The sequence below is a fragment of the Crossiella sp. CA-258035 genome, from assembly GCF_030064675.1.
In the GTDB taxonomy this organism is placed as follows: domain Bacteria; phylum Actinomycetota; class Actinomycetes; order Mycobacteriales; family Pseudonocardiaceae; genus Crossiella.
Window position 1 is genome coordinate 6,367,174 of record NZ_CP116413.1, and the last position, 26,079, is coordinate 6,393,252.

27 protein-coding genes and 1 pseudogene are annotated in these 26,079 nt (G+C 71.3%); 6 read left to right on the forward strand and 22 right to left on the reverse strand.

From position 1 onward, the window contains the following. Nucleotides 1-314 precede the first annotated feature (314 nt). The 8 genes from pyrF to N8J89_RS28595 all read right to left on the reverse strand — a co-directional run bounded on the left by pyrF (nt 315) and on the right by N8J89_RS28595 (nt 10,524). Nucleotides 315-1,151 carry an orotidine-5'-phosphate decarboxylase gene (gene pyrF / locus N8J89_RS28560; RefSeq protein WP_283660093.1) on the reverse strand — a complete coding sequence of 279 codons (837 nt, stop codon included), beginning with the start codon at nt 1,149-1,151 and terminating at the stop codon, nt 315-317. Further along, complete coding sequence (carB, locus tag N8J89_RS28565; protein WP_283660094.1) at nt 1,148-4,450, reverse strand: carbamoyl-phosphate synthase large subunit; 3,303 nt, start codon at nt 4,448-4,450, stop codon at nt 1,148-1,150. Before carB ends, pyrF begins: the two co-directional genes overlap by 4 nt. Further along, nucleotides 4,450-5,580 (reverse strand): glutamine-hydrolyzing carbamoyl-phosphate synthase small subunit, encoded by a 1,131-nt coding sequence (gene carA / locus N8J89_RS28570; RefSeq protein WP_283660095.1) that lies wholly within the window; start codon nt 5,578-5,580, stop codon nt 4,450-4,452. The genes carB and carA overlap by 1 nt, the downstream gene beginning before the upstream one ends. Then, on the reverse strand, nt 5,577-6,080 hold the full coding sequence (locus N8J89_RS28575; RefSeq protein WP_283660096.1) for a PH-like domain-containing protein: 504 nt from the start codon (nt 6,078-6,080) through the stop codon (nt 5,577-5,579). The genes carA and N8J89_RS28575 overlap by 4 nt, the downstream gene beginning before the upstream one ends. Further along, complete coding sequence (locus N8J89_RS28580; RefSeq protein WP_283660097.1) at nt 6,080-7,369, reverse strand: dihydroorotase; 1,290 nt, start codon at nt 7,367-7,369, stop codon at nt 6,080-6,082. Before N8J89_RS28580 ends, N8J89_RS28575 begins: the two co-directional genes overlap by 1 nt. Then, nucleotides 7,366-8,325, reverse strand: a complete 960-nt coding sequence (locus tag N8J89_RS28585) for an aspartate carbamoyltransferase catalytic subunit (RefSeq protein ID WP_283660098.1) — start codon at nt 8,323-8,325, stop codon at nt 7,366-7,368. The genes N8J89_RS28580 and N8J89_RS28585 overlap by 4 nt, the downstream gene beginning before the upstream one ends. Further along, entirely contained in the window at nt 8,322-8,924 is a 603-nt protein-coding gene (gene pyrR / locus N8J89_RS28590; RefSeq protein WP_283660099.1) for a bifunctional pyr operon transcriptional regulator/uracil phosphoribosyltransferase PyrR, read from the reverse strand. Before pyrR ends, N8J89_RS28585 begins: the two co-directional genes overlap by 4 nt. A 109-nt stretch (nt 8,925-9,033) precedes the next feature. Beyond that, the gene (locus N8J89_RS28595) at nt 9,034-10,524 is read right to left on the reverse strand and encodes an alkaline phosphatase family protein (protein WP_283660100.1); all 1,491 of its coding nucleotides are present in this window, start codon (nt 10,522-10,524) and stop codon (nt 9,034-9,036) included. A gap of 343 nt (nt 10,525-10,867) precedes the next feature. Between N8J89_RS28595 and bldD the strand changes: the two genes are divergently transcribed. Continuing rightward, nucleotides 10,868-11,356, forward strand: coding sequence for a transcriptional regulator BldD (gene bldD, locus N8J89_RS28600; protein ID WP_016698573.1), 489 nt, complete (start codon nt 10,868-10,870; stop codon nt 11,354-11,356). A gap of 46 nt (nt 11,357-11,402) precedes the next feature. Here the strand turns inward: bldD and N8J89_RS28605 are convergent, their stop codons facing one another. The 5 genes from N8J89_RS28605 to N8J89_RS28625 all read right to left on the reverse strand — a co-directional run bounded on the left by N8J89_RS28605 (nt 11,403) and on the right by N8J89_RS28625 (nt 14,967). After that, nucleotides 11,403-12,011: a hypothetical protein gene (locus tag N8J89_RS28605; protein WP_283660101.1), complete on the reverse strand. Its 609-nt coding sequence runs from the start codon at nt 12,009-12,011 to the stop codon at nt 11,403-11,405. After that, nucleotides 12,008-12,760, reverse strand: a complete 753-nt coding sequence (locus N8J89_RS28610) for a hypothetical protein (protein WP_283660102.1) — start codon at nt 12,758-12,760, stop codon at nt 12,008-12,010. The genes N8J89_RS28605 and N8J89_RS28610 overlap by 4 nt, the downstream gene beginning before the upstream one ends. An 82-nt stretch (nt 12,761-12,842) precedes the next feature. Further along, a complete protein-coding gene (nusB, locus tag N8J89_RS28615; RefSeq protein WP_252482722.1) occupies nt 12,843-13,268 on the reverse strand; it encodes a transcription antitermination factor NusB in 426 nt (141 codons plus the stop codon). After that, nucleotides 13,268-13,831 (reverse strand): elongation factor P, encoded by a 564-nt coding sequence (gene efp / locus N8J89_RS28620; protein ID WP_283660103.1) that lies wholly within the window; start codon nt 13,829-13,831, stop codon nt 13,268-13,270. The genes nusB and efp overlap by 1 nt, the downstream gene beginning before the upstream one ends. A gap of 41 nt (nt 13,832-13,872) precedes the next feature. Beyond that, on the reverse strand, nt 13,873-14,967 hold the full coding sequence (locus N8J89_RS28625; protein ID WP_283660104.1) for an aminopeptidase P family protein: 1,095 nt from the start codon (nt 14,965-14,967) through the stop codon (nt 13,873-13,875). A 40-nt stretch (nt 14,968-15,007) separates the two neighbouring features. On the opposite strand from N8J89_RS28625, the gene N8J89_RS28630 reads away from it, so the two are divergent. Continuing rightward, on the forward strand, nt 15,008-15,403 hold the full coding sequence (locus N8J89_RS28630; RefSeq protein ID WP_283660105.1) for a hypothetical protein: 396 nt from the start codon (nt 15,008-15,010) through the stop codon (nt 15,401-15,403). Between the two features lie 73 nt (nt 15,404-15,476). Here N8J89_RS28630 and N8J89_RS28635 read toward each other — a convergent pair whose 3' ends face one another. The 9 genes and pseudogenes from N8J89_RS28635 to N8J89_RS28675 form a co-directional block, all read right to left on the reverse strand. Continuing rightward, the gene (locus N8J89_RS28635; RefSeq protein WP_283660106.1) at nt 15,477-16,016 is read right to left on the reverse strand and encodes a GNAT family N-acetyltransferase; all 540 of its coding nucleotides are present in this window, start codon (nt 16,014-16,016) and stop codon (nt 15,477-15,479) included. Nucleotides 16,017-16,052: 36 nt separating this feature from the next. Next, complete coding sequence (locus N8J89_RS28640) at nt 16,053-16,616, reverse strand: GNAT family N-acetyltransferase (RefSeq protein ID WP_283660107.1); 564 nt, start codon at nt 16,614-16,616, stop codon at nt 16,053-16,055. Continuing rightward, nucleotides 16,613-17,041: a type II 3-dehydroquinate dehydratase gene (gene aroQ, locus N8J89_RS28645; protein ID WP_283660108.1), complete on the reverse strand. Its 429-nt coding sequence runs from the start codon at nt 17,039-17,041 to the stop codon at nt 16,613-16,615. Before aroQ ends, N8J89_RS28640 begins: the two co-directional genes overlap by 4 nt. Beyond that, nucleotides 17,038-18,144, reverse strand: a complete 1,107-nt coding sequence (aroB, locus tag N8J89_RS28650; protein WP_283660109.1) for a 3-dehydroquinate synthase — start codon at nt 18,142-18,144, stop codon at nt 17,038-17,040. Before aroB ends, aroQ begins: the two co-directional genes overlap by 4 nt. A 122-nt stretch (nt 18,145-18,266) precedes the next feature. Then, a pseudogene (locus N8J89_RS28655) lies at nt 18,267-18,782 on the reverse strand (shikimate kinase); the annotation flags it as partial. Then, a complete protein-coding gene (gene aroC, locus N8J89_RS28660; protein WP_283660110.1) occupies nt 18,779-19,966 on the reverse strand; it encodes a chorismate synthase in 1,188 nt (395 codons plus the stop codon). The gene aroC and the pseudogene N8J89_RS28655, both read right to left, overlap by 4 nt. Before the next feature lie 25 nt (nt 19,967-19,991). Then, nucleotides 19,992-20,534 (reverse strand): prepilin peptidase, encoded by a 543-nt coding sequence (locus tag N8J89_RS28665; RefSeq protein WP_283660111.1) that lies wholly within the window; start codon nt 20,532-20,534, stop codon nt 19,992-19,994. A gap of 1,266 nt (nt 20,535-21,800) precedes the next feature. Beyond that, the gene (locus tag N8J89_RS28670; protein ID WP_283660112.1) at nt 21,801-22,253 is read right to left on the reverse strand and encodes a PTS sugar transporter subunit IIA; all 453 of its coding nucleotides are present in this window, start codon (nt 22,251-22,253) and stop codon (nt 21,801-21,803) included. Beyond that, nucleotides 22,250-22,810 carry a PTS sugar transporter subunit IIB gene (locus N8J89_RS28675; RefSeq protein WP_283660113.1) on the reverse strand — a complete coding sequence of 187 codons (561 nt, stop codon included), beginning with the start codon at nt 22,808-22,810 and terminating at the stop codon, nt 22,250-22,252. Before N8J89_RS28675 ends, N8J89_RS28670 begins: the two co-directional genes overlap by 4 nt. Between N8J89_RS28675 and N8J89_RS28680 the strand changes: the two genes are divergently transcribed. From N8J89_RS28680 to N8J89_RS28695, 4 genes are all read left to right on the forward strand, one after another. Further along, a complete protein-coding gene (locus N8J89_RS28680; protein WP_283660114.1) occupies nt 22,691-23,494 on the forward strand; it encodes a GntR family transcriptional regulator in 804 nt (267 codons plus the stop codon). The two genes, N8J89_RS28675 and N8J89_RS28680, sit on opposite strands and share 120 nt — an antisense overlap. A 13-nt stretch (nt 23,495-23,507) precedes the next feature. Further along, on the forward strand, nt 23,508-24,803 hold the full coding sequence (locus tag N8J89_RS28685) for a PTS transporter subunit EIIC (RefSeq protein ID WP_283660115.1): 1,296 nt from the start codon (nt 23,508-23,510) through the stop codon (nt 24,801-24,803). Between the two features lie 27 nt (nt 24,804-24,830). Beyond that, nucleotides 24,831-25,109: an HPr family phosphocarrier protein gene (locus N8J89_RS28690; protein ID WP_252482737.1), complete on the forward strand. Its 279-nt coding sequence runs from the start codon at nt 24,831-24,833 to the stop codon at nt 25,107-25,109. Nucleotides 25,110-25,268: 159 nt separating this feature from the next. After that, complete coding sequence (locus N8J89_RS28695; RefSeq protein WP_283660116.1) at nt 25,269-26,057, forward strand: SGNH/GDSL hydrolase family protein; 789 nt, start codon at nt 25,269-25,271, stop codon at nt 26,055-26,057. Nucleotides 26,058-26,079: the final 22 nt, after the last annotated feature.

The window sequence follows — 26,079 nt, forward strand, 5'->3', positions numbered from 1 at the left end:
GAAAGGTGCCGCGACCGTACCGAGGGCTTCCGACTCGGCACAACGCGGGTCCGGATTCTCTGGCGCAAGCTAGCGCTGGAGTAGTCCCGTCCTCCGCCGGAAATCAGCCTGAGGGCTGAATCCCGTGCGCCGGGTCATCGTTCTCGCGACGGACTTGGTTCGATGTCGTCCTTCGAAATATCCGGTTCCGGCCTGGTTTCGCACCCAGTTCGGGACGCCGTTCTCGTCGGCCGTATCTGGCACCGGCCGCAACTACTACCAGCTCAGACCCTGTTGACGCCACCCGCCGCGGTCGGTGGCCTCGATCTTGTAGGTCACACGGAGGACAGCGCGGCCACGTCGGCGAGAGTTTTGCGAGCAGCCCCGCGAAGTGCTGCGACGTCCGGACCGTGCCGCAGGATGTCGCGAGAACTGGTCGGCAAGACCAATGGCAGGGCGTCCCCGAAGACCGCTTTCAGCTCCGCCGGACCGGCCCCCTGCGCCCCGTAACCCGGGGCCAGAACTGGGCCGTTGAGCTGCGACAACTCCAGTCCGTGACGGCCGACGGTGGCCCCGATGACCACGCCGACCGGACCCAGCGGGGCGGCGCCGGAGTTGACCTCCGCCGCCGCGTCCACAATGGACTGTGAGATCGTTTTGCCGTCCTCGGTGCGCGCCGACTGGACGGTCCGCGCCTCCGGGTTCGATGTGAGCGCCAGCACGAAAATTCCCCTGCCGTTTTCCTGCGCGGCGCGCACGGCCGGGTCCAGAGAACCGAATCCCAAATACGGCGAAAGTGTCACCGCGTCCCCCGCCAAAGGTGAACCTTCGGTCAGATATGCGGCGGCATAGGCGGCCATGGTGGACCCGATATCACCCCGTTTGGCGTCCACGAGCACCAGGGCGCCCGCCGCCCTGCCCTCCGCAATCACCCGTTCGAGTACCGCTACGCCCCGGGAGCCGTAGGCCTCGAAGAAGGCGGCCTGCGGCTTGAGCACGGCCACCTCCCCGGCCAGGGCCTCCACCGCGGTCAGCGCGAAGCGCTCCAGCCCGGCCGCGTCGGCGTTCAGGCCCCAGTCGGCGAGCAGGCCGGGGTGCGGGTCGATGCCCGCGCACAGCGGTCCCCTGGCGGAGACCGCTGCGTGCAGGCGAGCGCCGAAGGTGGCGGTCACCGGGCGTCCTTGAGGGCGGCCTGCAGCGCCTGCAGCGGCCGGACCTCGATATCGCCCCTGATCAGGGCTTCGATGCCGTGCACGGCCGCGGCGGCGCCCTGCACGGTGGTGATGCACGGGATGTCCTTGGCCACCGCGGCGGTGCGGATCTCGTAGCCGTCGATGCGCGGCCCGGAGTTGCCGTAGGGGGTGTTGATGACCATGTCCACCGCGCCGTCGTTGATCAGCTCGACGATGTCGCCCTGGCCCTCGAAGTGCTTCCTTACCACGGTGCACGGGATCCCGTTGCGCCGGAGGACCTCGGCGGTGCCCTCGGTGGCAAGGATTTCGAACCCGAGGTCGGCCAGCCGCTTGATCGGGAAGACCATGGCCCGCTTGTCCCGGTTGGCCACCGAGACGAAGACCTTGCCGCTGGTGGGCAGGGAGCCGTAGGCGGCGGCCTGGGACTTGGCGAAGGCCTTGCCGAAGGAGACGTCGATCCCCATCACCTCGCCGGTGGACTTCATCTCCGGCCCGAGCAGCGAGTCCACGCCCTTGCCCTCGGGGGTGCGGAAGCGGTGGAAGGGCAGCACGGCCTCCTTGACCGCCACCGGCGCGTTGGCCGGCAGCTCGGCGCCGTCCCCTGCGGCCGGGAGCATGCCCTCGGTGCGCAGCTCGGAGATCTTGGCCCCGAGCATCACCCGCGCGGCCGCCTTGGCCAGCGGGACCGCGGTGGCCTTGGAGACGAAGGGCACGGTGCGGGAGGCGCGCGGGTTGGCCTCCAGCACGTAGAGCACGTCGTCCTTGAGCGCGTACTGCACGTTGAGCAGGCCGCGCACGCCGATGCCGCGGGCGATGGCCTCGGTGGAGCGGCGGACCGCCTCGATGTCGGTGCGGCCCAGGGTGATCGGCGGCAGCGCGCAGGCGGAGTCGCCGGAGTGGATGCCGGCCTCCTCGATGTGCTCCATCACCCCGCCCAGGAAGACCTCCTGGCCGTCGCAGAGGGCGTCCACGTCGATCTCGATGGCGTCGTCGAGGAAGCGGTCCACCAGCACCGGGTGCTCGGGGCTGACCTCGGTGGCGCGGGCGATGTAGCCGGCCAGGGACTGCTCGTCGTAGACGATCTCCATGCCGCGCCCGCCGAGCACGTAGGAGGGGCGCACCAGCACCGGGTAGCCGATCTCGTCGGCGATCTTCTTGGCCCCGGCGAAGGAGGTGGCGGTGCCGTACTTGGGCGCGGGCAGGCCGGCGCCGACCAGCACGTCGCCGAAGGCGCCGCGGTCCTCGGCCAGGTGGATCGCCCCGGCCGGGGTGCCCACCACGGGCACGCCGGCGTCGGTGAGCCGCTGCGCCAGGCCCAGCGGGGTCTGCCCGCCCAGCTGCACGATGACGCCGGCCACGGTGCCGGAGCGCTGCTCGGAGTGCACCACCTCCAGGACGTCCTCGAAGGTGAGCGGCTCGAAGTAGAGCCGGTCGGAGGTGTCGTAGTCGGTGGAGACGGTCTCCGGGTTGCAGTTGACCATCACCGTCTCGTACCCGGCCTCGCGCAGGGCGAGCGCGGCGTGCACGCAGGAGTAGTCGAACTCGATGCCCTGGCCGATCCGGTTGGGCCCGGAGCCCAGGATGAGCACCTTGGGCTTGTCCGGCTGCGCGGTGACCTCGCACTCGGCGTCGGGGTCGAGCTCGTAGGCGGAGTAGTGGTACGGGGTCTTGGCCGCGAACTCCGCGGCGCAGGTGTCCACCGTCTTGTACACCGGGCGCACGCCGAGCCGGTGCCGCAGGGTGCGCACCCCGTCCTCACCGGCCAGCTCCTCGCGCAGCACCGCGATCTGCCGGTCGGACAGCCCGGCCCGCTTGGCCCGGCGCAGCAGCTGCTCGTCCAGCACGGGCGCGGCCAGCACCTCGGCGCGCAGCTCCACCAGGGACAGGATCTGGTCGATGAACCAGGGGTCGATGCCGGAGGCCTGGTGCACCTGCTCGACGGTGGCACCCAGGCGCAGCGCCAGGTCCACGGTGTAGAGCCGCCCGTCGTGGCCGCGTTCCAGCTTGGCCAGCACCGACTCCAGGGTGGCGTCCTCGGGGTCGGGCCTGGTCCAGAACCCGGCGGCCTTGGTCTCCATGGAGCGCAGCGCCTTGCCGAGGGCCTCGGTGAAGTTGCGGCCGATGGACATGGCCTCGCCGACGCTCTTCATGGTGGTGGTCAGCGTGGGGTCCGCGCCGGGGAACTTCTCGAAGGCGAAGCGCGGGACCTTGACCACCACGTAGTCCAGGGTCGGCTCGAAGGAGGCCGGGGTCTCCTGGGTGATGTCGTTGCGGATCTCGTCCAGGGTGTAGCCGATGGCCAGCTTGGCGGCGATCTTGGCGATCGGGAAGCCGGTGGCCTTGGAGGCCAGCGCGCTGGAGCGGGAGACCCGCGGGTTCATCTCGATGACGACCATGCGGCCGGTCTGCGGGTGGATGGCGAACTGGATGTTGCAGCCGCCGGTCTCCACGCCGACCGCGCGCAGCACGTCGATGCCGACATCGCGCATGTGCTGGTACTCGCGGTCGGTCAGGGTCATCGCCGGGGCGACGGTGACCGAGTCGCCGGTGTGCACGCCCATCGGGTCGATGTTCTCGATGGAGCAGATGACCACCACGTTGTCCCGGTGGTCGCGCATGAGCTCGAGCTCGTACTCCTTCCAGCCGAGCACGCTCTCCTCGATGAGCACCTCGGTGACCGGGCTCTCGGCGAGGCCGGTGGCGGCCAGGCGCTCCAGCTCCTCGTCGGTGTAGGCCATGCCGGAGCCGAGGCCGCCCATGGTGAAGGAGGGGCGGATGACCACCGGCAGGCCGACCTCGGCGACGGTGGCGCGGACCTCCTCCATGGTGTGGCAGACCCGGCTGCGCGGGGTCTCACCGCCGATGGAGGCGACGATGTCCTTGAACTTCTGCCGGTCCTCACCGCGCTGGATGGCCTCGATGTCGGCGCCGATCAGCTCGACGCTGAACTTCTCCAGGGTGCCGCGCTCGTGCAGGGCGATCGCGGTGTTGAGCGCGGTCTGCCCGCCCAGGGTGGCCAGGATGGCGTCCGGGCGCTCCTTGGCGATGACCTTCTCCACGAACTCCGGGGTGATCGGCTCGACGTAGGTGGCGTCGGCGAACTCCGGGTCGGTCATGATGGTGGCCGGGTTGGAGTTGACCAGCGAGACGCGCAGGCCCTCCTCCCGCAGCACCCGGCACGCCTGGGTGCCGGAGTAGTCGAACTCGCAGGCCTGGCCGATCACGATCGGGCCGGACCCGATCACCAGGACGTGCTTGATGTCGGTGCGCTTCGGCATCAGTTCTTCCCGTCCTTGTTCGCCATCAGGCTCACGAACTCGTCGAAGAGGGGCGCGGCGTCGTGCGGACCGGCCGCGGCCTCGGGGTGGTACTGCACGCTGAAGGCGGGCACGTCGAGTGCGCGCAGGCCTTCCACGGTGTCGTCGTTGGGGCAGTAGTGGCTGATCATCGCGGCGCCGAACTCGGAGTCGAAGCGCTCGCCGGGCGTGCCTTCGACGGCGAAGCCGTGGTTCTGCGCGGTGATCGCGACCTTGCCGGTGGCCACGTCGATGACCGGGATGTTGATGCCCCGGTGCCCGTAGCGCATCTTGTAGGTGCCGCGGCCCAAGGCGCGGCCGAGGATCTGGTTGCCGAAGCAGATGCCGAACAGCGGCAGCTTGCGGCCGAGCACCTCGCGGGTGACCGCGACGGCGTGGTCGGCGGTGGCCGGGTCGCCGGGCCCGTTGGACAGGAACACCCCGTCGGGGTTGAGCGCGAGGATGTCCTGGATGCCGGAGCCGACCGGCAGCACGTGCACCTCGATGCCGCGGGCGGACATCATCCGCGGCGTGTTGGCCTTGATGCCCAGGTCCAGCGCGGCGACGGTGTACTTCTTCTCCCCGATCGCGGGCACCACGTAGGTCTGCTCGGTGGTGACGTCCCCGGCGAGGTTGGCGCCCGTCATCTCCGGGGCCTGGCGGACCCGCTGGATGAGCTCCTCGGCCCCGGCCAGGTCGGCCCCGGAGAAGATCCCGGCGCGCATGGCGCCACGCTCGCGGATGTGCCTGGTCAGGGTGCGGGTGTCCACGCCGGCGATGCCGACGATGTCCTGCCGGAGGAGCTCGTCGTCCAGGGAGCGGGTGGCCCGCCAGTTCGACGGGGTGCGGGCGGGGTCGCGGACCACGTAGCCGGCCACCCAGATGCGGCTGGACTCGTCGTCCTCGTCGTTCCAGCCGGTGTTGCCGATCTGCGGGGCGGTCTGCACTACGATCTGCCGGTGGTAGGAGGGGTCGGTGAGGGTCTCCTGGTAGCCGGTCATGCCGGTGGAGAAGACGACCTCGCCGAGCGAGGTGCCGGTGGCCCCGTAGGCCTCGCCGCGGAAGGTTCTGCCGTCTTCCAGCACGAGCACGGCGGCGTTTCGCGAACTCATCGAGCAGCCTTCCCTTGAGGAGTGAGGGCGGTGACCCAGTCGGCGTAGCCGGTCTTGTCATCGCCGCGGAAACCGGTGTCCAGCAGGTGGTCGCCGTGTTGCCAGGTGACCACGAGCAGCCCGTTGCGGCCGACCACCTTGCCGGCCAGCCCGCGCGCGGTGCGGGCCGCGCGGACGGCGTCGGTGTCGATCCACAGTGGACTGGCGCCGGTGCGGTCGAGCAGGAGTCCTTGCGGGTACAGGGTCGCGGTGGCCTCGGCGCGGTGGCCGAGGTCGCCGGCGGTGATCCGGTCCACCCAGTTCTCCGCCGCGGTGGTGCCCACGTACACCCCGGTCTCCGGCGAGAGCACCGGATCCACTGTGGACAGTCCAGCGGGCGGGGCGGGGAACGGGGGCAGTTCGGCGGCCTGGCGGCGGGAGCGCTTGCGCCAGCCGTGCAGCATGCCGTAGGCGCACAACAGGATCAGCGCGAGCACGGCGAGGGTGAGCAGCAGGCGCATCAGGCGCGCACCTTCCCGTCGGCGGCGGTGACCTTGCCGCGCAGCATGGTCAGCACCACCTTGGCGGGCAGCTCCATGCCCTCGAAGGGGGTGTTGTCCGCGATGGAGGCGAACTCCTTGCCGCGCACTGTCCAGCGGGCCTCCGGGTCGACCAGCACCAGGTTCGCCGGTTCGCCCTCGGCCAGGGGGCGGCCCTGGTCGGGCAGTCCGGCGATGGCGGCGGGGCGCTCGCTCATCACCCGGGCCACGCCGCGCCAGTCCAGCAGGCCGGTCTCCACCATGGTCCGGGCGATGACGGAGAGCGCGGTCTGCAGGCCGAGCATGCCGGGACGGGCCGCGGCCCACTCGCAGTCCTTGTCCTGCACCGCGTGCGGGGCGTGGTCGGTGGCCACGCAGTCCACGATCCCCTCGGCCAGCGCGGCGCGCAGAGCTTCGGCGTCGCTGGCCGCGCGCAGCGGCGGGTTGACCTTGTTGACCGGGTCGAAGGTCTCCAGCCGCTCGTCGGTGAGCAGCAGGTGGTGCGGGGTGACCTCGGCGGAGACCTGGGTGCCGCGCTGTTTGGCCCAGCGCAGCACGTCCACGGTCCCCGCGGTGGAGACGTGGCAGATGTGCAGGCGCGCCCCGGCGTGCTGGGCGAGCAGGCAGTCACGGGCCACAATGGACTCTTCGGCCGCGGCAGGCCAGCCCTGGAGACCGAGGCGGGCCGCGTTGTCCCCTTCGTGGGCCTGCGCGCCGACGGTGAGCCGGGGCTCCTCGGCGTGCTGGGCGATCACCGCGTCCAGTGCCTTGCTGTACTCCAGCGCCCTGCGCATGATCAGCGGGTCGTGCACGCAGTGCCCGTCGTCGCTGAACATCCGCACGTTCGCCTTGGACTTGGCCATGGTGCCCAGCTCGGCGAGCTTGGTCCCAGCGAGGCCGACGGTGACCGCGCCGACCGGGTGCACGTCGACCAGGCCGACCCGCTGCCCCTCGGCGTGCACGTGTTCGACGATGAGCGCGTTGTCGGCGACCGGGTCGGTGTTGGCCATGGCGAAGACCGCGGTGTAGCCGCCGAGCGCGGCGGCGGCCGAACCGGTGGCGATGGTCTCGGTGTCCTCGCGGCCGGGTTCGCGCAGGTGCACGTGCAGGTCGACGAACCCGGGCAGCAGCACCGCTCCCCCGGCCTCGACGACCTCGGCGTCCTCGGCCGCGAGATCGTCGCCGATGCCGGCGATCACGCCGTCGCGGACGAGCACGTCCACCGGCTCGCCGTCGCCGTAGAGCTTGGCGCCCTTGATCAGGGTGCTCACGCGACCGCCTCCTCTCCGGCCAGCAGGTGGTACAGAACCGCCATCCTCATGTGCACTCCGTTGCTGACCTGGTCGGTGATGGCCGCGCGTGGCGAGTCGGCGACCGCGGAGGCGATCTCCATGCCGCGCAGCATCGGGCCGGGATGCAGCACGACCGCGTGCTCGGGCAGCATCCGCAGCCGGGCCTCGTTGAGGCCGTAGGCGATCGAGTACTCCTTGGCGCTGGGGAAGAAATTGCCTCCAGGGCCGGCGGGCCCGCCACCGCCGTGCATCCGCTCGGCCTGCACCCGCAGCAGCATCACCGCGTCCAGCGCGGGCAGCTCGGCGTCCAGGTCGTAGGAGACCGGCACCCCCCACTGCTCGATGCCAGTGGGCACCAGCGTGGGCGGGGCGATGAGCACCACCTCCGCGCCGAGGGTGCGCAGCAGGTGCACGTTGGAGCGGGCCACCCGGCTGTGCAGCAGGTCGCCGACGATGCCGATCCGCCTGCCCGCCAGCTCGCCGAGGCGTTCGCGCAGGGTGGCCGCGTCCAGCAGCGCCTGGGTGGGGTGCTCGTGCATGCCGTCCCCGGCGTTGATCACCACGGTGCCGGTGCCGGACAGCCAGCCGGCCAGCCGGTGCGCCGCGCCGGAGGCGGGGTGGCGCACGATCACGCAGTCCGCGCCGATGGCGGAGAGGGTGAGCGCGGTGTCGCGCAGGGACTCGCCCTTGTTCACCGAGGAGGCGCTGGCCGAGACGTTGACCACGTCGGCGCTCATCCACTTCCCGGCGACCTCGAAGGAGACCCTGGTGCGGGTGGAGTTCTCGTAGAACAGGGTGATCACGGTGCGCCCGCGCAGGGTGGGCAGCTTGCGCACCTCGCGGCCGAGCAGGGTGGTCTTGAGTTCCGCGGCGGTGTCGAGCAGCGTGGTCGCCGAGCTCGCGTCCAGCGTCGCGGTGGAGAGCAGGTGCTTCACCGCTCGTTGTCTCCTTCTTCGCTCCGGCGCAGCACGACCGCGTCGTGGCCGTCCACTTCGGACAGCAGCACGGCCACCTCCTCGGTGCGGGAGGTCGGCACGTTCTTGCCGACGTAGTCGGCGCGGATGGGCAGTTCGCGGTGGCCGCGGTCGACCAGCACGGCCAGCTGCACGGCGCTGGGGCGGCCGTGGTCGCGCAGCGCGTCCAGGGCGGCGCGGATGGTGCGGCCGGAGAAGAGCACGTCGTCGACCAGGATCACCAGGTGGTCGTCGATGCCGCTCTCCGGCAGCCGGGTGCGTTCCAGCGGCCGGTTGGGGCGGCGGCGCAGGTCGTCGCGGTAGAGGGTGACGTCCAGGGAGCCCAGCTCGACCTCGACGCCGCTGAAGTCGGCGATCCGCTCGGCCAGCCTGCGGGCCAGTGGGGCGCCGCGGGTGTGGATGCCGAGCAGCGCCACGGGCGCGCTGCCCGCCGCGTCCAGCGCGGTCTTCTCGATGACCTGGTGGGCCATCCTGGCGATGGTGCGCGCGACATCGCCGACCGAGAGCAGCTCGCGCTCTCCGGCCGGGTCCGCCGCGCCACCCCGCTGCGGGCGTGGCACGAGGGAGACCTCCTTCTCCGCCTCACGGGACGGGTCCTTAAAGGATGTGTCCGCACGGTAACAAACAAGATGGGGACCGGCGAAGCACCACCGGTCCCCATCTGTGGTTTCAGGGCTGCCGAGTGACAGAAACCTCGTCTACCGCCCAGTACCAGTTGTTCACGCCACTGAGCCGGAGCCCGATTCGGGCGGTTTTCGCGCCGCTGGGTAGTTGCACGGTCACTGATTCGCGTCCACCGGCGGTGTCCGCGGTCCATTTCCGCACTTCGGTCGGCGTGCCGCCGTCGACCTGCAGAAGAAGCTGCGCGAGCTGGCCGCCTTCCTGCCGGTAGTAGTGGGTCAGGTCGACCTTGAGCTTGCTCCCGGTCCCGGTGTCGGCGGGGGCCCAGAGGGTGGAGTCGAACTTCTTGCCGTTGGCATCGGTGGTGTCGGCCCACTCGTCGGAGTCGGCGACGGCGATCACGCCGCGGCCGCGGACGAAGGTCTCCCGGTGCTGCCCGCCCTGGGTCAGCGACCAGAACGCGTCGGTGGTCAGCGTCCAGCCCCGCCACTCCGGCACGCCCCCGGCGGGCATGGCGGCGTTGTCCACGCTCCAGCCGCCGGGCAGCTCCTGGGTCCAGCCGAGCACCGAGGCCGGGATGTTCTCCGTCTGCGCGGGCTTGAGCCGCGCCCCCTCGAAGGCGTCGGTGACCGGGGCGAACAGCGAGCGCCCGGCCAGCTTGGCGTCGGGGGTCACGCCGAGGTGGGTGAGCGCGGTGTGCGCGGCGTCGACCAGGCGGGTGGTGGTGGGCTTGGCCGCGGGCACGCCGTCGCCGGTGGCCAGGACGAAGGTGGAGCGCTCGTCCAGGCTGGGCCCGCCGTGGCCGCCGCCGGGGGTGTGGCCGTGGTCGGTGGTGACCAGGACCAGCCACTTCTCCTGCGCGCGGGTCGCGCGGGCGGCCACCGCGTCGAGCAGCCGCTTGACGTAGCCGTCCATCCTGGCCAGCTCGGTCAGGTACTCGGGGCTGGCCGCGCCGTTGTTGTGCCCGACGATGTCCTGCTGCCCGAGGTAGACGAAGCTCGCGTCCGCCTTGTCGTTCGTCAGGTGCGCCTCGGCCCGCTGCACGATGGTCGCGTCGTGCGCGACATAACCGTCCCGGTCGCCGTCCAGAACGATCTTGGTGTCCAGCTTGCCGCCGATGATCCGGTCGCCGATCGGCTTCCAGTCCATCGCCGCCCAGGTGTCCTTGCCGGGGTCGGCGGCCTCGACCCGGCTGAGCCAGTCCGGGTGCTCGGCCAGGCGGTTGCCGCTGAAGCTGTTCTCCTTCACGCCGTGCTGGTCGGGCCAGGTGCCGGTGAGGATGGTGGACCAGCCGGGGCCGGAGGAGGTGGCGGCCATCGGGCCGGCGTAGAGCAGGCTGCGCGCGTCGGTGCCGGTGCGCTGCAAGCCCTGCAGGGTCGGCGCCTTCGCCTCGGCGATCTTGGACACCAGCAGCCCGTCGATGCCGATGACCAGCACCTTCGGCGTCGTCGCCGCGGCCGCGACAGGTGAAATCGCGGTGAGCAGTAGCCCGATCGCCGCAGCGATCGCCCCCGCTGAGCTACGCAGTGGTAGCCGCATGCATCCTCCTTCAAAGTGGTCTAGACGTGTTATGCGACATTGCCGTCTACGAGGAGCCAACTGGCGAAGACCGGCCATCACCCGAATGACCGCAGGGTGAACGACACCCCGTCACCAACTTGCTCACGGGCTGACACAGAGCCGGTTACTGCCCGCTCAACTGGGGCGATGACGTGCGAAGGGTCAACCATCCGGGTGGTTGCGCCCCGCTCGCCCGCATGCCGCAACGAGATCAGCTTGACCTGGTGACTTCGACGAGTAACCATTACTCTCCGTATTGATCTGAGCTTTCCCCGCGGTAAGTGGTACCGGCTGACGGGGCGAACGAACGGAGAACCGCCACATGGGCGACTACGCCAAGGCGCTGGGTGCCAAGCTCCGCGCGATCCGTCAGCAGCAGGGCCTGTCCCTGCATGGCGTGGAGCAGAAGTCGGGCGGTCGCTGGAAGGCCGTTGTCGTCGGCTCCTACGAGCGCGGGGACCGTGCCGTCACGGTGCAGAAACTGGCAGAGCTGGCCGACTTCTACGGCGTCCCGGTGGCGGAGCTGCTGCCGGAGGGCCGCGTCCCCTCGGGCGCCGAGCCGGCCACCAAGATCGTGATCAACCTGGAGCGATTGCAGCAGCTACCAGCGGAGAAGGTCGGTCCGCTGGCCCGCTACGCCGCGACCATCCAGAGCCAGCGCGGGGACTACAACGGCAAGGTCCTCTCCATCCGGACCGAGGACCTGCGTTCGCTGGCGATCATCTACGACATGTCCCCCGGTGAGCTCACCGAGCAGCTCATCGACTGGGGCGTGCTGCCCCCCGAGGCCCGTCCGGCCAAGGAGGACTGAACGGCTGGTGGGTGGTTGTCGTGGAACCACCCACCCCGTCACCGCCTCAGGCCGTCCCGCGCGCCAGTGCACGCTGGACCCGCGCCGCGGCCTGTGGCAGACGCAACTGGAGCACTGAGCCTTCGACGAAGGTGATCTCCACGACCCTCGGCATCGGCACTCCCCTGCCGACGAACGGCGCGCGCACCCCGGCGATCCGCCCCGAGGGCAGTTCCAGGCCGGTGGTGAACACCGTCGCCGGGTTCTTGGGCTGGAACAGCTTGGTCGGGTAGACGACCGCGACCCGCTGGTCGGTGAGGACCAGGCGGGCTTCGCCGCGGCTGTGCGCGAGGTGGTCGGCCAGCCGGATGGCGTCGGCGGCCGGGTCACCAGCGGCGGCCCAGTAACCAATGGTGGGGTCCTCGGCCCAGTCCTCGGCTGGCGCGGGGCTGGTGGCGGTGATCCGGGCGGGCAGTGGCCAGCGGCGGCGGCCGAGGTCCAGTTCGGGCATCGCGGAGACCGGTTCGTGCGGCAGGCGGATCTGCCCGGCGAGCCAGGCGCAGACGTAGCCGCGCACCGGCGGGCAGCCCAGCAGCAGCCGCTCCCCCCGCCGGATCCAGAACTGGGTGAGCTCCGCCTCGACGATCTTGTCCTCGGGGTCCAGCGGCTTGGTCATCGCGCCCCGTTCGTCAGCTCGGCCACGCGGGCGGCGAGCTCGGCGTCGGCCAGCCGGAAGTCCACGCCGGAACCGTCCACAAGGGACACCCGCAGGCAGGGTTCGCGCTTGCGGTCCACCGCGTGCACCGCGGCGATGTGCCGGCGGGGGACCTCGGCGAGCGGGACCAGGTCGGGCACGGGCACCGGTTCGCCTTCCACGTGCGAGCCGTAGCTGCGGCGGGTGTCGGCGACGATCTTGGCGATGTCCCGGCCGGCGTCGAGCAGTCCCTTGCCGAAGCCGGTGGCCTTGCCCAGCAGCGAGCGTGCCTGCGGCGCGGGCTCGGGTTCCGGCGGCGGCTCGGGTGCGGGGCGGGGGCCGAGCACGGCGAGCCGGGTGCTGGTCAGCATCCACAGCCTGCCCACCCTCTTCCCCGGCGCCACGCCCAGCCGCGCGACGGTGGCTTCGGCCAGGCAGCCGGGCCGGGGCCCGAAGATCAGGTGGTCGGCCTCCGGTGGCTTGTCGCTGCTGCTGTCGTTGCCGCCGCCGAGCAGCACCTCGCCGATCCCGGTGAGCACGAACCCGCCCACACCCCTGCCGACCGCGCCGACGCCTCGGACCAGGGCGTTCTTGCGTGGCTGGCCGAGCGGGTCGAGGCCGTCGACGTCGTAGTAGAAGACCTGGCCGCGGGTAGCCCAGAGCAGCCGCTCACCGGGCTGGCAGTGCTGCCGGGCGAGCAGTCCTGGACCGAGTGGCCGGGAGAAGTCCATCGCCGCCTGTCCCCCTGGGGTCGGACGCGCCGCAGGGGCGCCCCGGTCCGGGACGCCCCTGTGGCGGGTTGGCTCTGTCGCCTCAGCCGTTGTTGGCGGCGCGCAGGTGGTCGGCGATGCCGGCGATCCGGCCGAGCACGCCGTTGACGAACCGCGGGGAGTCGTCGGTGGAGAGCGCCTTGGCCAGTTCGATCGCCTCGTCGATGGCGACCGCGTCGGGCACGTCGGTGGCCCACAGCAGCTCGAACAGGCCCAGTCGCAGCACCGCCCGGTCGACCGCGGGCATCCGGGACAGGCTCCAGCCCTCGGAGTGCTCGATGATCAGCTCGTCGATGCGGTCACGGTGGCTGGTGACGCCTTCCACCAGGGTGACGGTGTAGTCGTTGACCGGCGGCACGTCCGGCGAGCCGACCCGGCCGGAGAGCAGCGTGACCGGGTCGAGGCCGCGCTGGTCGGCCTCGAACAGGACGTCCACCGCGCGCTTGCGGGCTTTGCTCCGGGCGCCCATCAGGAGTTGACGCGTCCGAGGTAGCGCCCGTCCCTGGTGTCCACCTTGACCTTCTCGCCGGTGGAGACGAACAGCGGGACCTGGATCTCCGCGCCGGTCTCCAGGGTGGCCGGCTTGGTGCCGCCGGTGGAGCGGTCGCCCTGCAGACCGGGGTCGGTGTGCTGGATGATCAGCTCGACCGAGGCGGAGAGCTCCACGTACAGCGGGGCGCCCTCGTGCGAGGCGACCATCGCGTTGGAGTTCTCCAGCAGGTACTTCGCGGCGTCGCCGACGACGGCTTCGCTGACCGGGATCTGGTCGTAGGTGTCCAGGTCCATGAACACGAACTCGCTGCCCTCGCGGTAGAGGTAGGTCATCTCGCGACGGTCGACGGTGGCGGTGTCGACCTTCACGCCCGCGTTGAAGGTCTTGTCCACCACCTTGCCGGAGAGCACGTGCTTGAGCTTGGTCCGCACGAACGCGGGGCCCTTGCCCGGCTTGACGTGCTGGAACTCGACGACCGTCCAGAGCTGGTTTTCGATCTTCAGAACCAGCCCGTTTTTGAGGTCGTTGGTCGTGGCCACGGTAAGGGGATCTCCTGTTGTCGTGAACGAGGTTCGTGCGGCTAGACGACCACAAGATCCTTAGTGGTCAGGGTGAGCAGCTCGGGCGCGCCCTCGCGCACCACGAGCGTGTCCTCGATGCGGACGCCGCCCCGACCGGACAGGTACACGCCAGGTTCGACGGTGACCGCCATGCCGGCGGTCAGTGTACCTACGCCCAGCTTGGACAGGCTCGGAGCCTCGTGGATCTCGAGTCCGACGCCGTGGCCGAGGCCGTGCAGGAACCTCTCGCCGTGCCCGGCGGCCTCGATGACCTCGCGCGCGGCGGCGTCCACCGCGGTGACCTCCACGCCGGGGGCCAGCGCGGCCCGCCCGGCCGCCTGCGCGGCCGCGACCAGCTCGTAGAGCTCCCGCTGCCAGTCGGCGGCGCGGCCCAGGACGAGGGTGCGGGTCATGTCGGAGTGGTAGCCGCCGACCCGCGCGCCGAAGTCGAGTTTGACCAGGTCACCGGCTGCCAGCACGGTGTCGGTCGGCCGGTGGTGCGGGACCGCGGAGTTGGCCCCGGCGGCCACGATGGTCTCGAAGGAGGGTCCGGCCGCGCCGTGTTCGACCATCCGGTCCTCCAGCTCCCGCCCGACCTCCTTCTCGGTGCGGCCGGGCCGGAGCCCGCCGTGGGAGATCAGGTCGGCCAGGGCCCGGTCGGCGGCCGCGCAGGCCATCCGCAGCGCGTCGACCTCGTCCTCGTCCTTGACCAGCCGCAGCTTCTCCACCAGCTTGGGCGCCCTGGTCAGCTCGACCTTCTCGGCCGCCGCGGCGAGGGTGTCGTAGCCGTCCACGGTGACGTGGTGGCTCTCGAACCCGACCCGCCCGGCCCCGAAGGCGGACAGCAGCGCCACGTCGCAGGGCCGGTCGATGCGCCGCTCCAGGTCGGGGACCTGGGCCGCGGACTGGGTGAGGTAGCGCCCGTCGGTGCAGAACAGGCTGCCGCGCTCCTCGGCGGGATCGTCGGCCGCGGCGACGAGCAGGGCGGCGTTGGAGCCGGTGAAGCCGGTGAGGTAGCGGACGTTGAGCAGGTTGGTGACCAGCATGGCGTCCAGCTGCCGGGCGCGCAGTTCAGCGCGCAGCGCGGCACGGCGACGGGCGTGCGACTCGGGCATGGGTGGAGCCTACGGTGCCCGCGCGTTACTGTGCGCCCTCATGCGGACCTGGGTGTGGCGGGCACTGGTGCTGGCGCTGCTGCACGCCGCCGCGCAGACCGCGGTCGCCGCCATCCGCATCCACAACCCCCCGGCCACCACCCTCGCCCAGATCCTCACCCTGGGTTTCCTGGTGGCCCTGACCCTGGCCTGGGGCACCGTCGACGGCCGCCGGAGACCGGCCTGCGCGATGACCTGGTTCTACACCGGCCTGCTCGCCGGCCCCATCGCCGGTTTGCTGGGTGTCCTGGCCCAGTCCACCCTGCTGGACGCCACCGGCCTGGAGTCCCTGGGCACCGCGATGACCGGCGGCGCGGCCTTCACCGCCCTGCTCATCGCGGCCCCAGCTCTCCTGGGCACCGTCCTGGGCCGCCGCCCCAGCCACCCGGCGACCTAGCCCGCCTGCCCAGCCCAGCCACGGCCCCGCCGCGCCCGGCCCGGTCCGCGGGCCAGCCCCGGTCGCCGCCAAGTCAGCGCCTGGGCAGCGCGCCCACCCTCGGCGTGACCTGCCCCAGCCGCACCATCACCCGGTGCTCGGCCCCGTAGTGCCGCCCGGTGGCGACCTCGAGGAAGCCCAGCCGCCCGGCCAGCCGCAGGCTCGGCTCGTTCTCCGGCCGCACCAGCGCCCACACCGCGGGCAGCCCCAGCTCACCGAACCCGAGCTCCAGCAGCGCCCGCGCCGCCTCCCCGGCCAGTCCACGTCCCCAGTGGCCGGGCCCGATGGACCAGCCGGTCTCCACCAGCGGCGCGGGCAGCTCGTGCGAGGGCCGCAGGTGCCCGTAGCCGATGACCGCCTCGTCCAGCCAGAACGTCCAGTACCCCATGCCCTCGGGGTAGCCGGCGGTGGTCCGCTCCAGTGCCCACTCCCGCACGGCCCCCGGCTGGGACAGGTCCCGCCCGAGCCAGCGCGAGGCGCCGGGGTCGGCGAAGACCTCGGCGAGCCGGGGCGCGTCGGCCACCTCCAGCGGCCGCAGCACCAGCCGCCGGGTCCGCAACACCGCCGCGGTCACCGGTCACCTCCAGTCACAGGCCGCCCTCGCTCCCGGTCAGCGGTCGCTCCCAGCTGGCCAGCCGGCGTCTCCCACTGGCCAGCGGGCGCCCGGTCGCAGGGCCACGTGCGCCTCCACCTGGTGGCCGAGCTTGTCCCGCCAGCCGACGAAGACGAACCCGGCCCGCTCGGCGAGCCGTTTGCTGGGCAGGTTGTCAGGGTGGATCAGCGCCCACACCGCGGGCACGCCCACGGTCTCGTGCGCGTGCCGGACCAGCTCCCGCACCGCCTCGGTGGCCAGTCCCTTGCCGCGGTAGCCGCCGCCCAGCGCCCAGCCGATGGAGACGAACGGCGGCGGGAACTGCCGGAACCCGGCCAGCCGCCCGAACCCGGCGACCACCCCGTCCACCTCGAACACGCAGTGCCCGAGCCCCTCGGCGCGTTCCTCGGCCAGGTTGGTGGTCAGCAGCGCCCGCAGCGCGCCCGGATCGGCCAGCTCGACCGAGGTGTAGGGCGAGCCGTCCCGTCCTTCGTCGGCGAAGGCGGTGATCAGGGGTTCCTCGTGCTCGGCGCGCAACGGCCGGAGCACGAGGCGGTCGGTGCGCAGGACCGGCAAGCTCATGCGTTTCCGGCCAGCCACCGCAACGCCAGCGCGTAGCCGTCCACGCCCAGTCCGACGATCACCCCCGCGGCGATCTCGGAGATGTAGCTGTGGTGCCGGAACTGCTCCCGCTTGTGCACGTTGGAGATGTGCACCTCGACCAGTGGCGCGGTGAGCGCGGCGCAGGCGTCCCGCACCGCGATCGAGTAGTGCGTCCACGCCCCGGCGTTGAGCACCACCGGCCGCTGCGCGTCGGCGGCCTCGTGCAGCCACTCGAGCATCTGGCCTTCGTGGTCGGTCTGCCGCACCTCGACCTCGATGCCCAGCTCAGCCCCGGTGCGCAGGCACAGGGCGATGAGGTCGTCGTGGGTGGTGCTGCCGTAGATGACGGGTTCGCGGGTGCCGAGCCTGCCGAGGTTGGGGCCGTTGAGCACGAGCACGTTCACAGCAGCACTCCCCCGCCCGCGGTGTCGTCGTTGGCGATGGCCGAGTAGGCGCCCGCGAGCAGGCTCGGGTCGGGGCCTTCCAGCTTGCCGGGTTTGGCCAGCCCGTCGAGCACCACGAACCGCAGCACCCCGGCCCGGTTCTTCTTGTCCGAGCGCATGCCCTCCATCAGCTGCGGGAAGGCGTCGGCGTCGTAGCTGACCGGCAGTCCGAGGGACTGGAGCACGCTGCGGTGCCGTTCCACGGTGGCGTCATCGAGCCGTCCGGCGGCGCGGGCGAGCTCGGCGGCGTACACCAGCCCGACGCTGACCGCGGCCCCGTGCCGCCACCGGTAGCGCTCGCGCCGCTCGATGGCGTGCGCCAGGGTGTGCCCGTAGTTGAGCACCTCCCGCAGCGAGGACTCCTTGAGGTCGGCCGACACCACGTCCGCCTTGACCTGGATCTTGCGCCGCACCAGTTCGGCCAGCACCTCCCCCGCCGGGTCCAGCGCGGCCTGCGGGTCGGCCTCGATCAGGTCGAGGATCACCGGGTCGGCGATGAACCCGCCCTTGACCACCTCGGCCATCCCGGCGACCAGCTCGTTGCGCGGCAGCCCCTCCAGCGTGGCCAGGTCGACCAGCACCGCGCTGGGCTCGTGGAAGACCCCGACCAGGTTCTTGCCCGCGTCGGTGTTGATCCCGGCCTTGCCGCCCACCGCCGCGTCGACCATGCCGAGCAGCGTGGTGGGCACGTGCACCACCCGCACCCCGCGCATCCAGGTGCCCGCGACGAACCCGGCCAGGTCGGTCACCGCCCCGCCCCCGAGCCCGATGACGACCCCGGTCCGGTCCAGCCCGATCTTGCCGAAGACCTCCCAGCAGAACGCGGCCACGCCCAGCGCCTTGCCGTCCTCGGCGTCGGGCACCTCCACGCGGTGCGCGTCGACCCCGGCCGCGGCCAGTTCGGCCCGCACCGTCTCGGCGGTCTCGGCGAGTGTCGGCTGGTGCACGATGGCCGCCTTGCCGACCCCTCGCAGCGTCTCCACCAGCTCGCCCAGCAGTCCCCGCCCGACGATCACGTCGTAGGGCGAGTCACTGGCGACCCGGATCCGCACCGGCTCGGTCATCGTGTCCCTTCCTCGATCCGCGCCTGCCCACCGTCGCCATCCGGCGCCGCCGCACCCGGCCCAGTGGCTGTCGCGGGTGTCTCGGCTGCCGCAGGTGTCTCGGCGGCCGCGGTTGTCCCGGGCGCCGCGGTTGCCGCGTCCAGTCCGGCGATCACCGCGTCGACGACCTCCTCCGGGGTCCGCGAGTCGGTGACCACCTCCACCGTGGCGACCTCCCGGTACAGCGGAAGCCGCGCGTCCAGCAACGCCTTGAACGTGGCCCTGGGATTCACCCCGGCCAGCAACGGCCGCGCCGTGGAGAGCCCGGTGCGCCGCACGCCTTCGGCCATGCCGACGTTGAGGAACACCACGGTCTGCTCGGTCAGCCGCGCGCGGGTGCGTTCGGAGAGCACCGCGCCGCCGCCCAGGGACAGCACGCCGTCGTGCTCGGCGAGCGCGTCGGCGATGGCCTGTTCCTCCAGCCGCCGGAACACGGGTTCGCCGTCGGTGGTGAAGATCTCCGAGACCGCCTTGCCCGCGGTCTGTTCCACCATGACGTCGGTGTCCCGGAAGCCCAGCCCGAGCCGTCGGGCCAGGAGCTGGCCGACCGTGGTCTTGCCGGATCCAGGCGGTCCGACGACCACCGCTCGCGGGCTCACCGGCGGTGCTCCAGCGCCTTGAGGTAGGCCTCGACGTTGCGCCGGGTCTCCTCGACCGAGTCGCCGCCGAACTTCTCCAGCACCGCGTCGGCCAGCACCAGTGCGACCATCGCCTCGGCGACCACGCCGGCCGCGGGCACCGCGCACACGTCGGAACGCTGGCTGATGGCCACCGCGGGCTCACCGGTCGCCGTGTCGATGGTGTCCAGCGCCCTGGGCACGGTGGAGATCGGCTTCATCGCGGCGCGCACGCGCAGAATCTCGCCGTTGGTGATGCCTCCTTCCAGTCCGCCTGCTCGGTTGGACCTGCGGTGCACTCCGCTCGGTCCGCCACCCGGTTCGATCTCGTCGTGCGCCTGGCTGCCACGCCGCCTGGCGGTCTCGAACCCGTCGCCGACCTCAACGCCCTTGATGGCCTGGATGCCCATCAGCGCCCCGGCCAGCCGGGAGTCCAGCCGCCGGTCCCAGTGCACGTGCGAGCCGAGCCCCGGCGGCAGTCCGTAGGCCAGCACCTCGACCACACCGCCGAGGGTGTCGCCGTCCTTCTTCGCCGCGTCGACCTCGGCGACCATCGCCTCGCTCGCCGCCGGGTCGAACGCCCGCACCGGGCTGGCGTCCACCGCGTCCAGGTCGGCGGGCTGGGGCAGCACCCCGGCCGGGGCGGCAACGGTGCCGATGGAGATGACGTGGCTGAGCACCTCGGCGCCAAGGGTCTGCTTCAGGAACGCCTTGGCCACCGTGCCCAGCGCGGTGCGAGCCGCGGTCTCCCGGGCACTGGCGCGTTCCAGCACCGGACGCGCGTCGTCAAAGCCGTACTTGAGCATCCCGGGCAGATCGGCGTGACCGGGCCGCGGCCTGGTCAGCGGCGCGTTGCGACCAAGGTTGGCCAGCTCTTCCGGATCGACCGGATCGGCGGACATGACCTTGTCCCAGCGGGGCCACTCCGAGTTGCCCACGCGGACCGCGACCGGCCCGCCCTGGCTGCGCCCGTGCCGGACACCGCCGAGGAACTCGACCTCGTCGGCCTCGAATTTCATCCGGGCCCCACGGCCGTGGCCGAGTCTCCGCCGGGCTAGCTGGGTGGCCAGCTCTCCCGTGGTGACTTCCACCCCGGCGGGCAGACCTTCCAACACGGCGACCAAGGCCGGTCCGTGCGACTCTCCAGCGGTGATCCAGCGCAACACGGGTCGATCCTGCCATGTCAGCTGGTTAGCCGAGGACTCCGCCCTGCCCCGCCAGCACCGTGACCAGCCAGGTCGCGGCCAGCAGTCCGGGCCCGTGCGGCACCCCGGCCGGCGCGGGCGGCGCCCGCACGCGTAGCCGCCGAACAAGATCAGCGACCGCGGTCACCATCCCGGCCACCGCCGCGACCACGATCAGCGCAGGCCACGACACCGCGGCCGCCACCGCACCGAGGCTGGCGGACAGCTTCACATCCCCGGCCCCGAGCGAGCCGGGTTTGAGCAGATGCACGACCAGGTGTGTGAGGAAGAACAAGGCGCCGCCCAGCGCGGCTCGTACCGCCATCCCACCATCCGGGCCCAACACCGCGGCCAGCGTGACCAGCACCGCGAACACCGGCACCGCGGTGAGGGTGAGGACATCCGGCAGCCGCCGATGTCGCAGATCCACAGCCGCCAGCGGCACCGCGACCCAGGCGAGCACGACCGGAACCGGCAACCAGGCCCAGGAGAGCAGACCGGCCCCGGCGAGACCGGCGGGGACCGCGGTCAGCGCGGCGGTGGCGGGCACGAGCCAGGGCGGTGGGATGGCGGTGCCACGTGGGGTTCTGCGGAGCAGGGCATGGGTGGATGTTCCGGCGAGGAGACCGAGGAGCGCGCCGAGAATGATTGCGATGAATGCGGGGAGGAGGTGGGGCATGGCATTGATGCTGCCATGTTCAGCGGGTGGCTCCGACCAAAAGCCGTCACTCGAAGGTGGGTATTTGCGGAATCAGGCGCCGAGGTTCGCCATTAGCGAACATTCACGAGGCTGTGGATAACTGGCGGCCTGTGGATGAGCGATTTGCGGAGACTCCCGGGCTGGTCGATATTGTGGAAATGGGGGGTCCCCCTCGCGCGCGGGCGGGCATTGTAGGGAATTGGCGGAGATCGCGAGGCGGGGTGTCGGAGGCGACTAGGCGGGACTTAGCCAGGCGGGGCGCGGCGGGGCAGAGCGCGGCCGGAGGGGCGCGGCGGGGCGGGGCAAGACGTGGCCGGACGGGGGCGAGGGGGCGAGGGGGCAGGCTGCGACGCGGCAGGCAAGTAAGCACCAGGGAGAAGGGGCGGGACGGGAGGCGGTGAGAGGTGAGATGACGGGACGGGAAACTGCTGGGCAGGAGACGGCAGGCCAGGGAGCGGCGACAGCAGCCGGGGCACACGAAGCGGCCGGACGGAAGGGAGGCGAGCGGGAAATGACTGGGCTGCGGCGGCTTGGACCTCGCGGCAGGTGGGGCGAGTCGCGGCAGGCCGGGGCGAGACGGAGCGCGATGGGATGAAGCGGGCCGAAGCAAGGTGGAGGGAAGTGTGTCGGAACAAGGAAACCGAGTCGGGCGAAGCGAACTAGATGGCAGACGAAGCCGGTCAGTGCGAAGCGGCCGGGCGAGGCAGAGCGAGTAGAAACGCGGCGGGAACTGGACCGGACGCAGGATCGGGGAGGCAAGCAGGCGGGGAGTGGGTGACCAATGGCAGAAGTGGAAGTTAGGTGGTGCGGTATCCAGGAGGTGGTAGCCGAACGGGTCGGCGACTGAGACCACAGGGATAGAGAAAGGGCTGCGACGGCTAGATGGGACAGCGACTCCACCGCGTAAGGCGCCGTATCGCGGCGAGCGGTAAATGGCTGGCAGCGGAAAGTTGCAGACCGCTGATGCTGAAAATCAGCGGCGACACGCGGCGCGAGAAATCAGCCGACCAGGAATGAGTAGCGACCTGAAGATCAGCGGAATACTGGGGCACTGATAACGCAAGAAAGACAAAAGGCCGCTCTCGGGTGGAGTTTCGCCGAGAGCGGCCGTCGCGTTCAGTTCCAGGTGAACAGCGGGTCGCCCGCGGTGACCGGGCCTGGTTCGCGCAGGTCGGTGAGGTTGTCCGCTGGGGCGTCCAGTGCGACCACCGGGCAGACCGGGGAGTAGCCGGTGGTCTCGATGTCCGCCGGGTTCCAGGTGATCATGGGCTGGCCGGCGCGGACCTTCTCGCCCTTGACCACGTGCTGGGTGAAGCCCTCGCCCTTGAGCTTCACCGTGTCGATGCCCAGGTGGACCAGGACCGCGATGCCGTTGTCAGTGGCCACGACGAAGGCGTGCGGGTGCAGGGTCACCACCGTGCCGTCGATCGGGGCCACCGCCTCGCCTGCCTCGCGGGCCGGGTCGACCGCGAGGCCGGGGCCGACCATGGCCTGGGCGAAGACCGGGTCGGGGACCTCGCTCATGGGCACCACGGTGCCCGTCACCGGGGAGAGGATCGACAGGGTCACATCAGGTCCTGGATGTCGTCGGCGAGGTTGTCCGCTTCCGGACCCACCACGACCTGCACCACGGTGCCCTGCTGCATCACCCCGTGCGCCCCCGCGGCCTTGAGCGCCGCCTGGTCGACCTTCCCGCCGTCGACCACCTCACACCGCAGGCGGGTGATGCACGCCTCGATGTCCTCGATGTTCTCCGCTCCGCCGAGTCCGGCGAGAATCGCCGCCGCCTTGTCCGCCACCGTGACCTCCTCTGACTGTCCTGCTCGATCCGCGGTGTGCGGATGCTGCCACCAGGGCGACACGAAGCCATAACGGCCGTTGACACCCGTCGCGGTCGCGGAGCATCCTCCCGCACTAACTGGTTTAGACCGGACCGTACCAATCCACGGGCGGTGGGGCGAGACGGCGGTCCACGAGAAGGACCGGACAGCGACAAGGAGGTGTGCGTGGCCGGGGAGAGCAACATCGAGGACCCGTTCCTCGGACCGGCGGCACGCCTGGTGGAGGGGCCGACCCCCAAGCACGCGCAGCTGCGCGAGATCCTGCGCCGACTCGCCGAGGAGCACCTGCCCCCCGGCTCCCCGGTGCCCTCGGAACGGGATCTCGCCACGCACTACGGGGTCTCCCGGCTGACCGTGCGCGAAGCGGTCGGCCAACTCGTCACCGAGGGCCTGCTCAGCCGGGTCCGCGGCAAGGGCACGTTCACCGCGCGTCCTCGGGTGGAGGCACAGCTGCACCTGGCCTCCTTCACCGAGGACATGCGGCGCCGGGGCATGGAACCGGCGACGGAGGTACTCGACTACGCCGAGGTGGTTCCCCCGGAGAACACCGCGGCGGCGCTGGGCCTGCGTCCGCACGAGCCCGCCTACTGGCTGTTCCGGCTGCGTACGGCCAACGGCACGCCGATGGCGGTCGAACGCGGCTGGTACAACCCGCGCGAGGTGCCCGGACTCCTGCAGCAGAACCTGTCCCGCTCGCTGTACGGCCTGCTGGCCGAGACCTATCGGGTGCAGTTGGACCACGGCCGCCAGACGGTCCTGGCCGACGGCGCCGATCCCGCCACGGCACGACTGCTGGGGGTCCGTCCCGGCAGTCCCGTGCTGGTCTTCCGCCGCGTCTCCACCTGCGGTGGGCGGCCGGTGGAGGACATGACCTCGTGGTACCGGGGCGATCTTTACCAGGTGACCATGCAGCTCGACCGGAACCTGCCCGGTTCCGGCTCCCACCCCGACCCGGGAGGTACCCGATGAGCGAGGAGCGGTCATGAGCGCCACTCCGGCGACCGGCGGTCGCGAAGTGAAGGGCCTGGCGACACTGCAGAAGCTGGGCCGCAGCCTGATGCTGCCCATCGCGGTGCTACCCGCGGCTGGTCTGCTCGCCCGCTTGGGCGACAAGGACATGCTCGGCTCGTTCACCTGGTTCCAGGACGCGGCGGCCGTGATCGCCGCGGCCGGTGGCGCGATCCTGGACGGGCTGCCGCTGCTGTTCGCGGTGGGCGTGGCCATCGGGTTCGCCCGCAAGTCCGACGGCTCCACCGCGCTGTCCGCGGTGGTCGGCTACCTGGTGATGCAGGGCGTGTTCAAGGCCCTGTCCCCCGTGGTGCTGGGCAAGGCCGCGGAAGGCGCCAAACAGCCGCTGGTCGACTACAAGGTGCTCGGCGGCATCCTGGTCGGCGTGGTGGCCGCGCTGCTGTGGCAGAAGTACCACCGCATCAAGCTGCCGCCGTACCTGGCGTTCTTCGGCGGGCGCCGGTTCGTGCCGATCCTGCTGTCGGTGGTGATCGCGATCCTGGCGGTGCCGCTGGCGCTGATCTACCCGTACTTCAACGACGGCCTCACCTGGCTGGGCGAGCAGATCACCGCCAACGCGGTCATCGGCGGCGGCGCCTTCGGCGTGCTGAACCGGTTCCTGCTGCCGCTGGGCCTGCACCACATCGTCAACACCACCGTGTGGCAGGTCTTCGGCGACTTCACCGACGCCACCGGCAAGGTCGTGCACGGTGACTACAACCGGTTCCTGGCGGGCGACCCCAGTGCGGGCACCTTCCTCACCGGGTTCTTCCCGATCATGATGTTCGCCCTGCCCGCCGCGGCGCTGGCCATCTGGCACACCGCCAAGCCGGCGCAGCGCAAGCTGGTCGGCGGCATCATGCTCTCCGCGGCGCTGACCGCGTTCCTCACCGGCGTCACCGAGCCGCTGGAGTTCGCGTTCATGTTCGTCGCGTGGCCGCTGTACATCATCCACGCCATCCTGACCGGTGTGTCCCTGGCACTGGTGAACGCGCTGGACATCCACCACGGCTTCTCGTTCTCGGCGGGTGCGATCGACTACGTGCTCAACTTCGGCATCGCGCAGAAGCCGCTGTTGCTCATCCCGATCGGCCTGGCCTTCGCCGCGGTGTACTACTTCCTGTTCCGGTTCGTGATCACGAAGTGGAACCTGGCGACCCCCGGTCGCGAGGACGACACCACGGCGATCGACCCGAGTGCGGCCGCCGACGCCGCAGAGGACAAGAAGGCCGAAGAGGACAAGAAGGCCGCCCGGTCCACCAAGGGCTGAGCGGGCACTACCAAGGAGGAGTAGGACATGCCGGAACTGCGGGTCACGGTGGCCAGCCGAGTCGGTCTGCACGCACGGCCGGCCGCCGTGCTGGCCAAGACCGCGGCGGAGCAGCCGGTGCCGGTCACCATCCGCAAGGAGGGTGGCGAGCCGGTGGCCGCGGCCAGTGTCCTGGGGTTGATGACCCTGGGCGCCATGCACGGTGACGAGGTGGTGCTCGCCGCCGAGGGCGAGGGCGCCGAGGCGGCCCTGGCAGCGGTGGCCGCGCTCATCGGCACCGACCTCGACCAGGAGCAACCGGCCTGATCCCACTCCGCTGACGACCCCTGTGGATAAGTGTCGAACCACTTGTCCACAGGGGCTTTCGTTGTACACAAAGGGGTCAAGTGGGCCCGCGCGGCTCGCGATCGGGCAGGCCAGGGTGGTACTCCGGAATGGCACATCCCTTCCGCCCCTGGAGTCCCCATGCGTGCCCTGCTCCCCTGTCTGCTCGCCCTGACCGCCCTGCTCTTCGGCCAGCTGCCCGCCTTCGCCGCCGGTGCCGGCGAGTACGTGGCGCTGGGCGACTCCTACGCCTCCGGAGTGGGCGCGGGCGCCTACGAACGCGGCAGCGGCGCGTGCAGGCGAAGTCGCAACGCCTATCCACACCTGATAGCGAAGTCCTTACAGCCCAGCGCTTTCCACTTCCCCGCCTGCTCCGGCGCGACCACTGTGGACGTGGTGGACCGGCAGCTGGACAAGCTCGGGGCGAACACCGCGCTGGTGACGCTCACGGTGGGCGGCAACGACCTCGGCTTCACCGACGTCATGACCACCTGTGTCCTCAATGGAGACTCCGCCTGCCAGCGCAGGGCGGACCGGGCCGCCGCCTTCGTCCGAGACGAGCTGCCGGCCCGCCTGGACCGCACCTACGCGGCCATCCGCGCGAAAGCCCCCAACGCCAGGCTGCTCGTGCTCGGCTACCCGCGGCTGTTCGAGGCGAAGTCCTGCTCCGGCGGGCTGAGCGCGGCCAAACGCGCGGCCCTCAACGCGGGCGCGGACCTGCTCGCGGACACCACCGCGGCGCGGGCCAAGGCCGCCGGGGTGCGGTACGTGGACGTGCGGGACCGGTTCGCCGGACACGGCATCTGCGGCTCGCCGCGCTGGGTCAACCCCCTGGTCTCCCCCAGCACGGACTCCTTCCACGCCAACGCGCTGGGGCATGCTCACGGCTACGCGCCCGCGGCGTTGGAGAGCCGCTTAGCCGGGGTGTGAACGGCGGACGCGGGCCACCGTC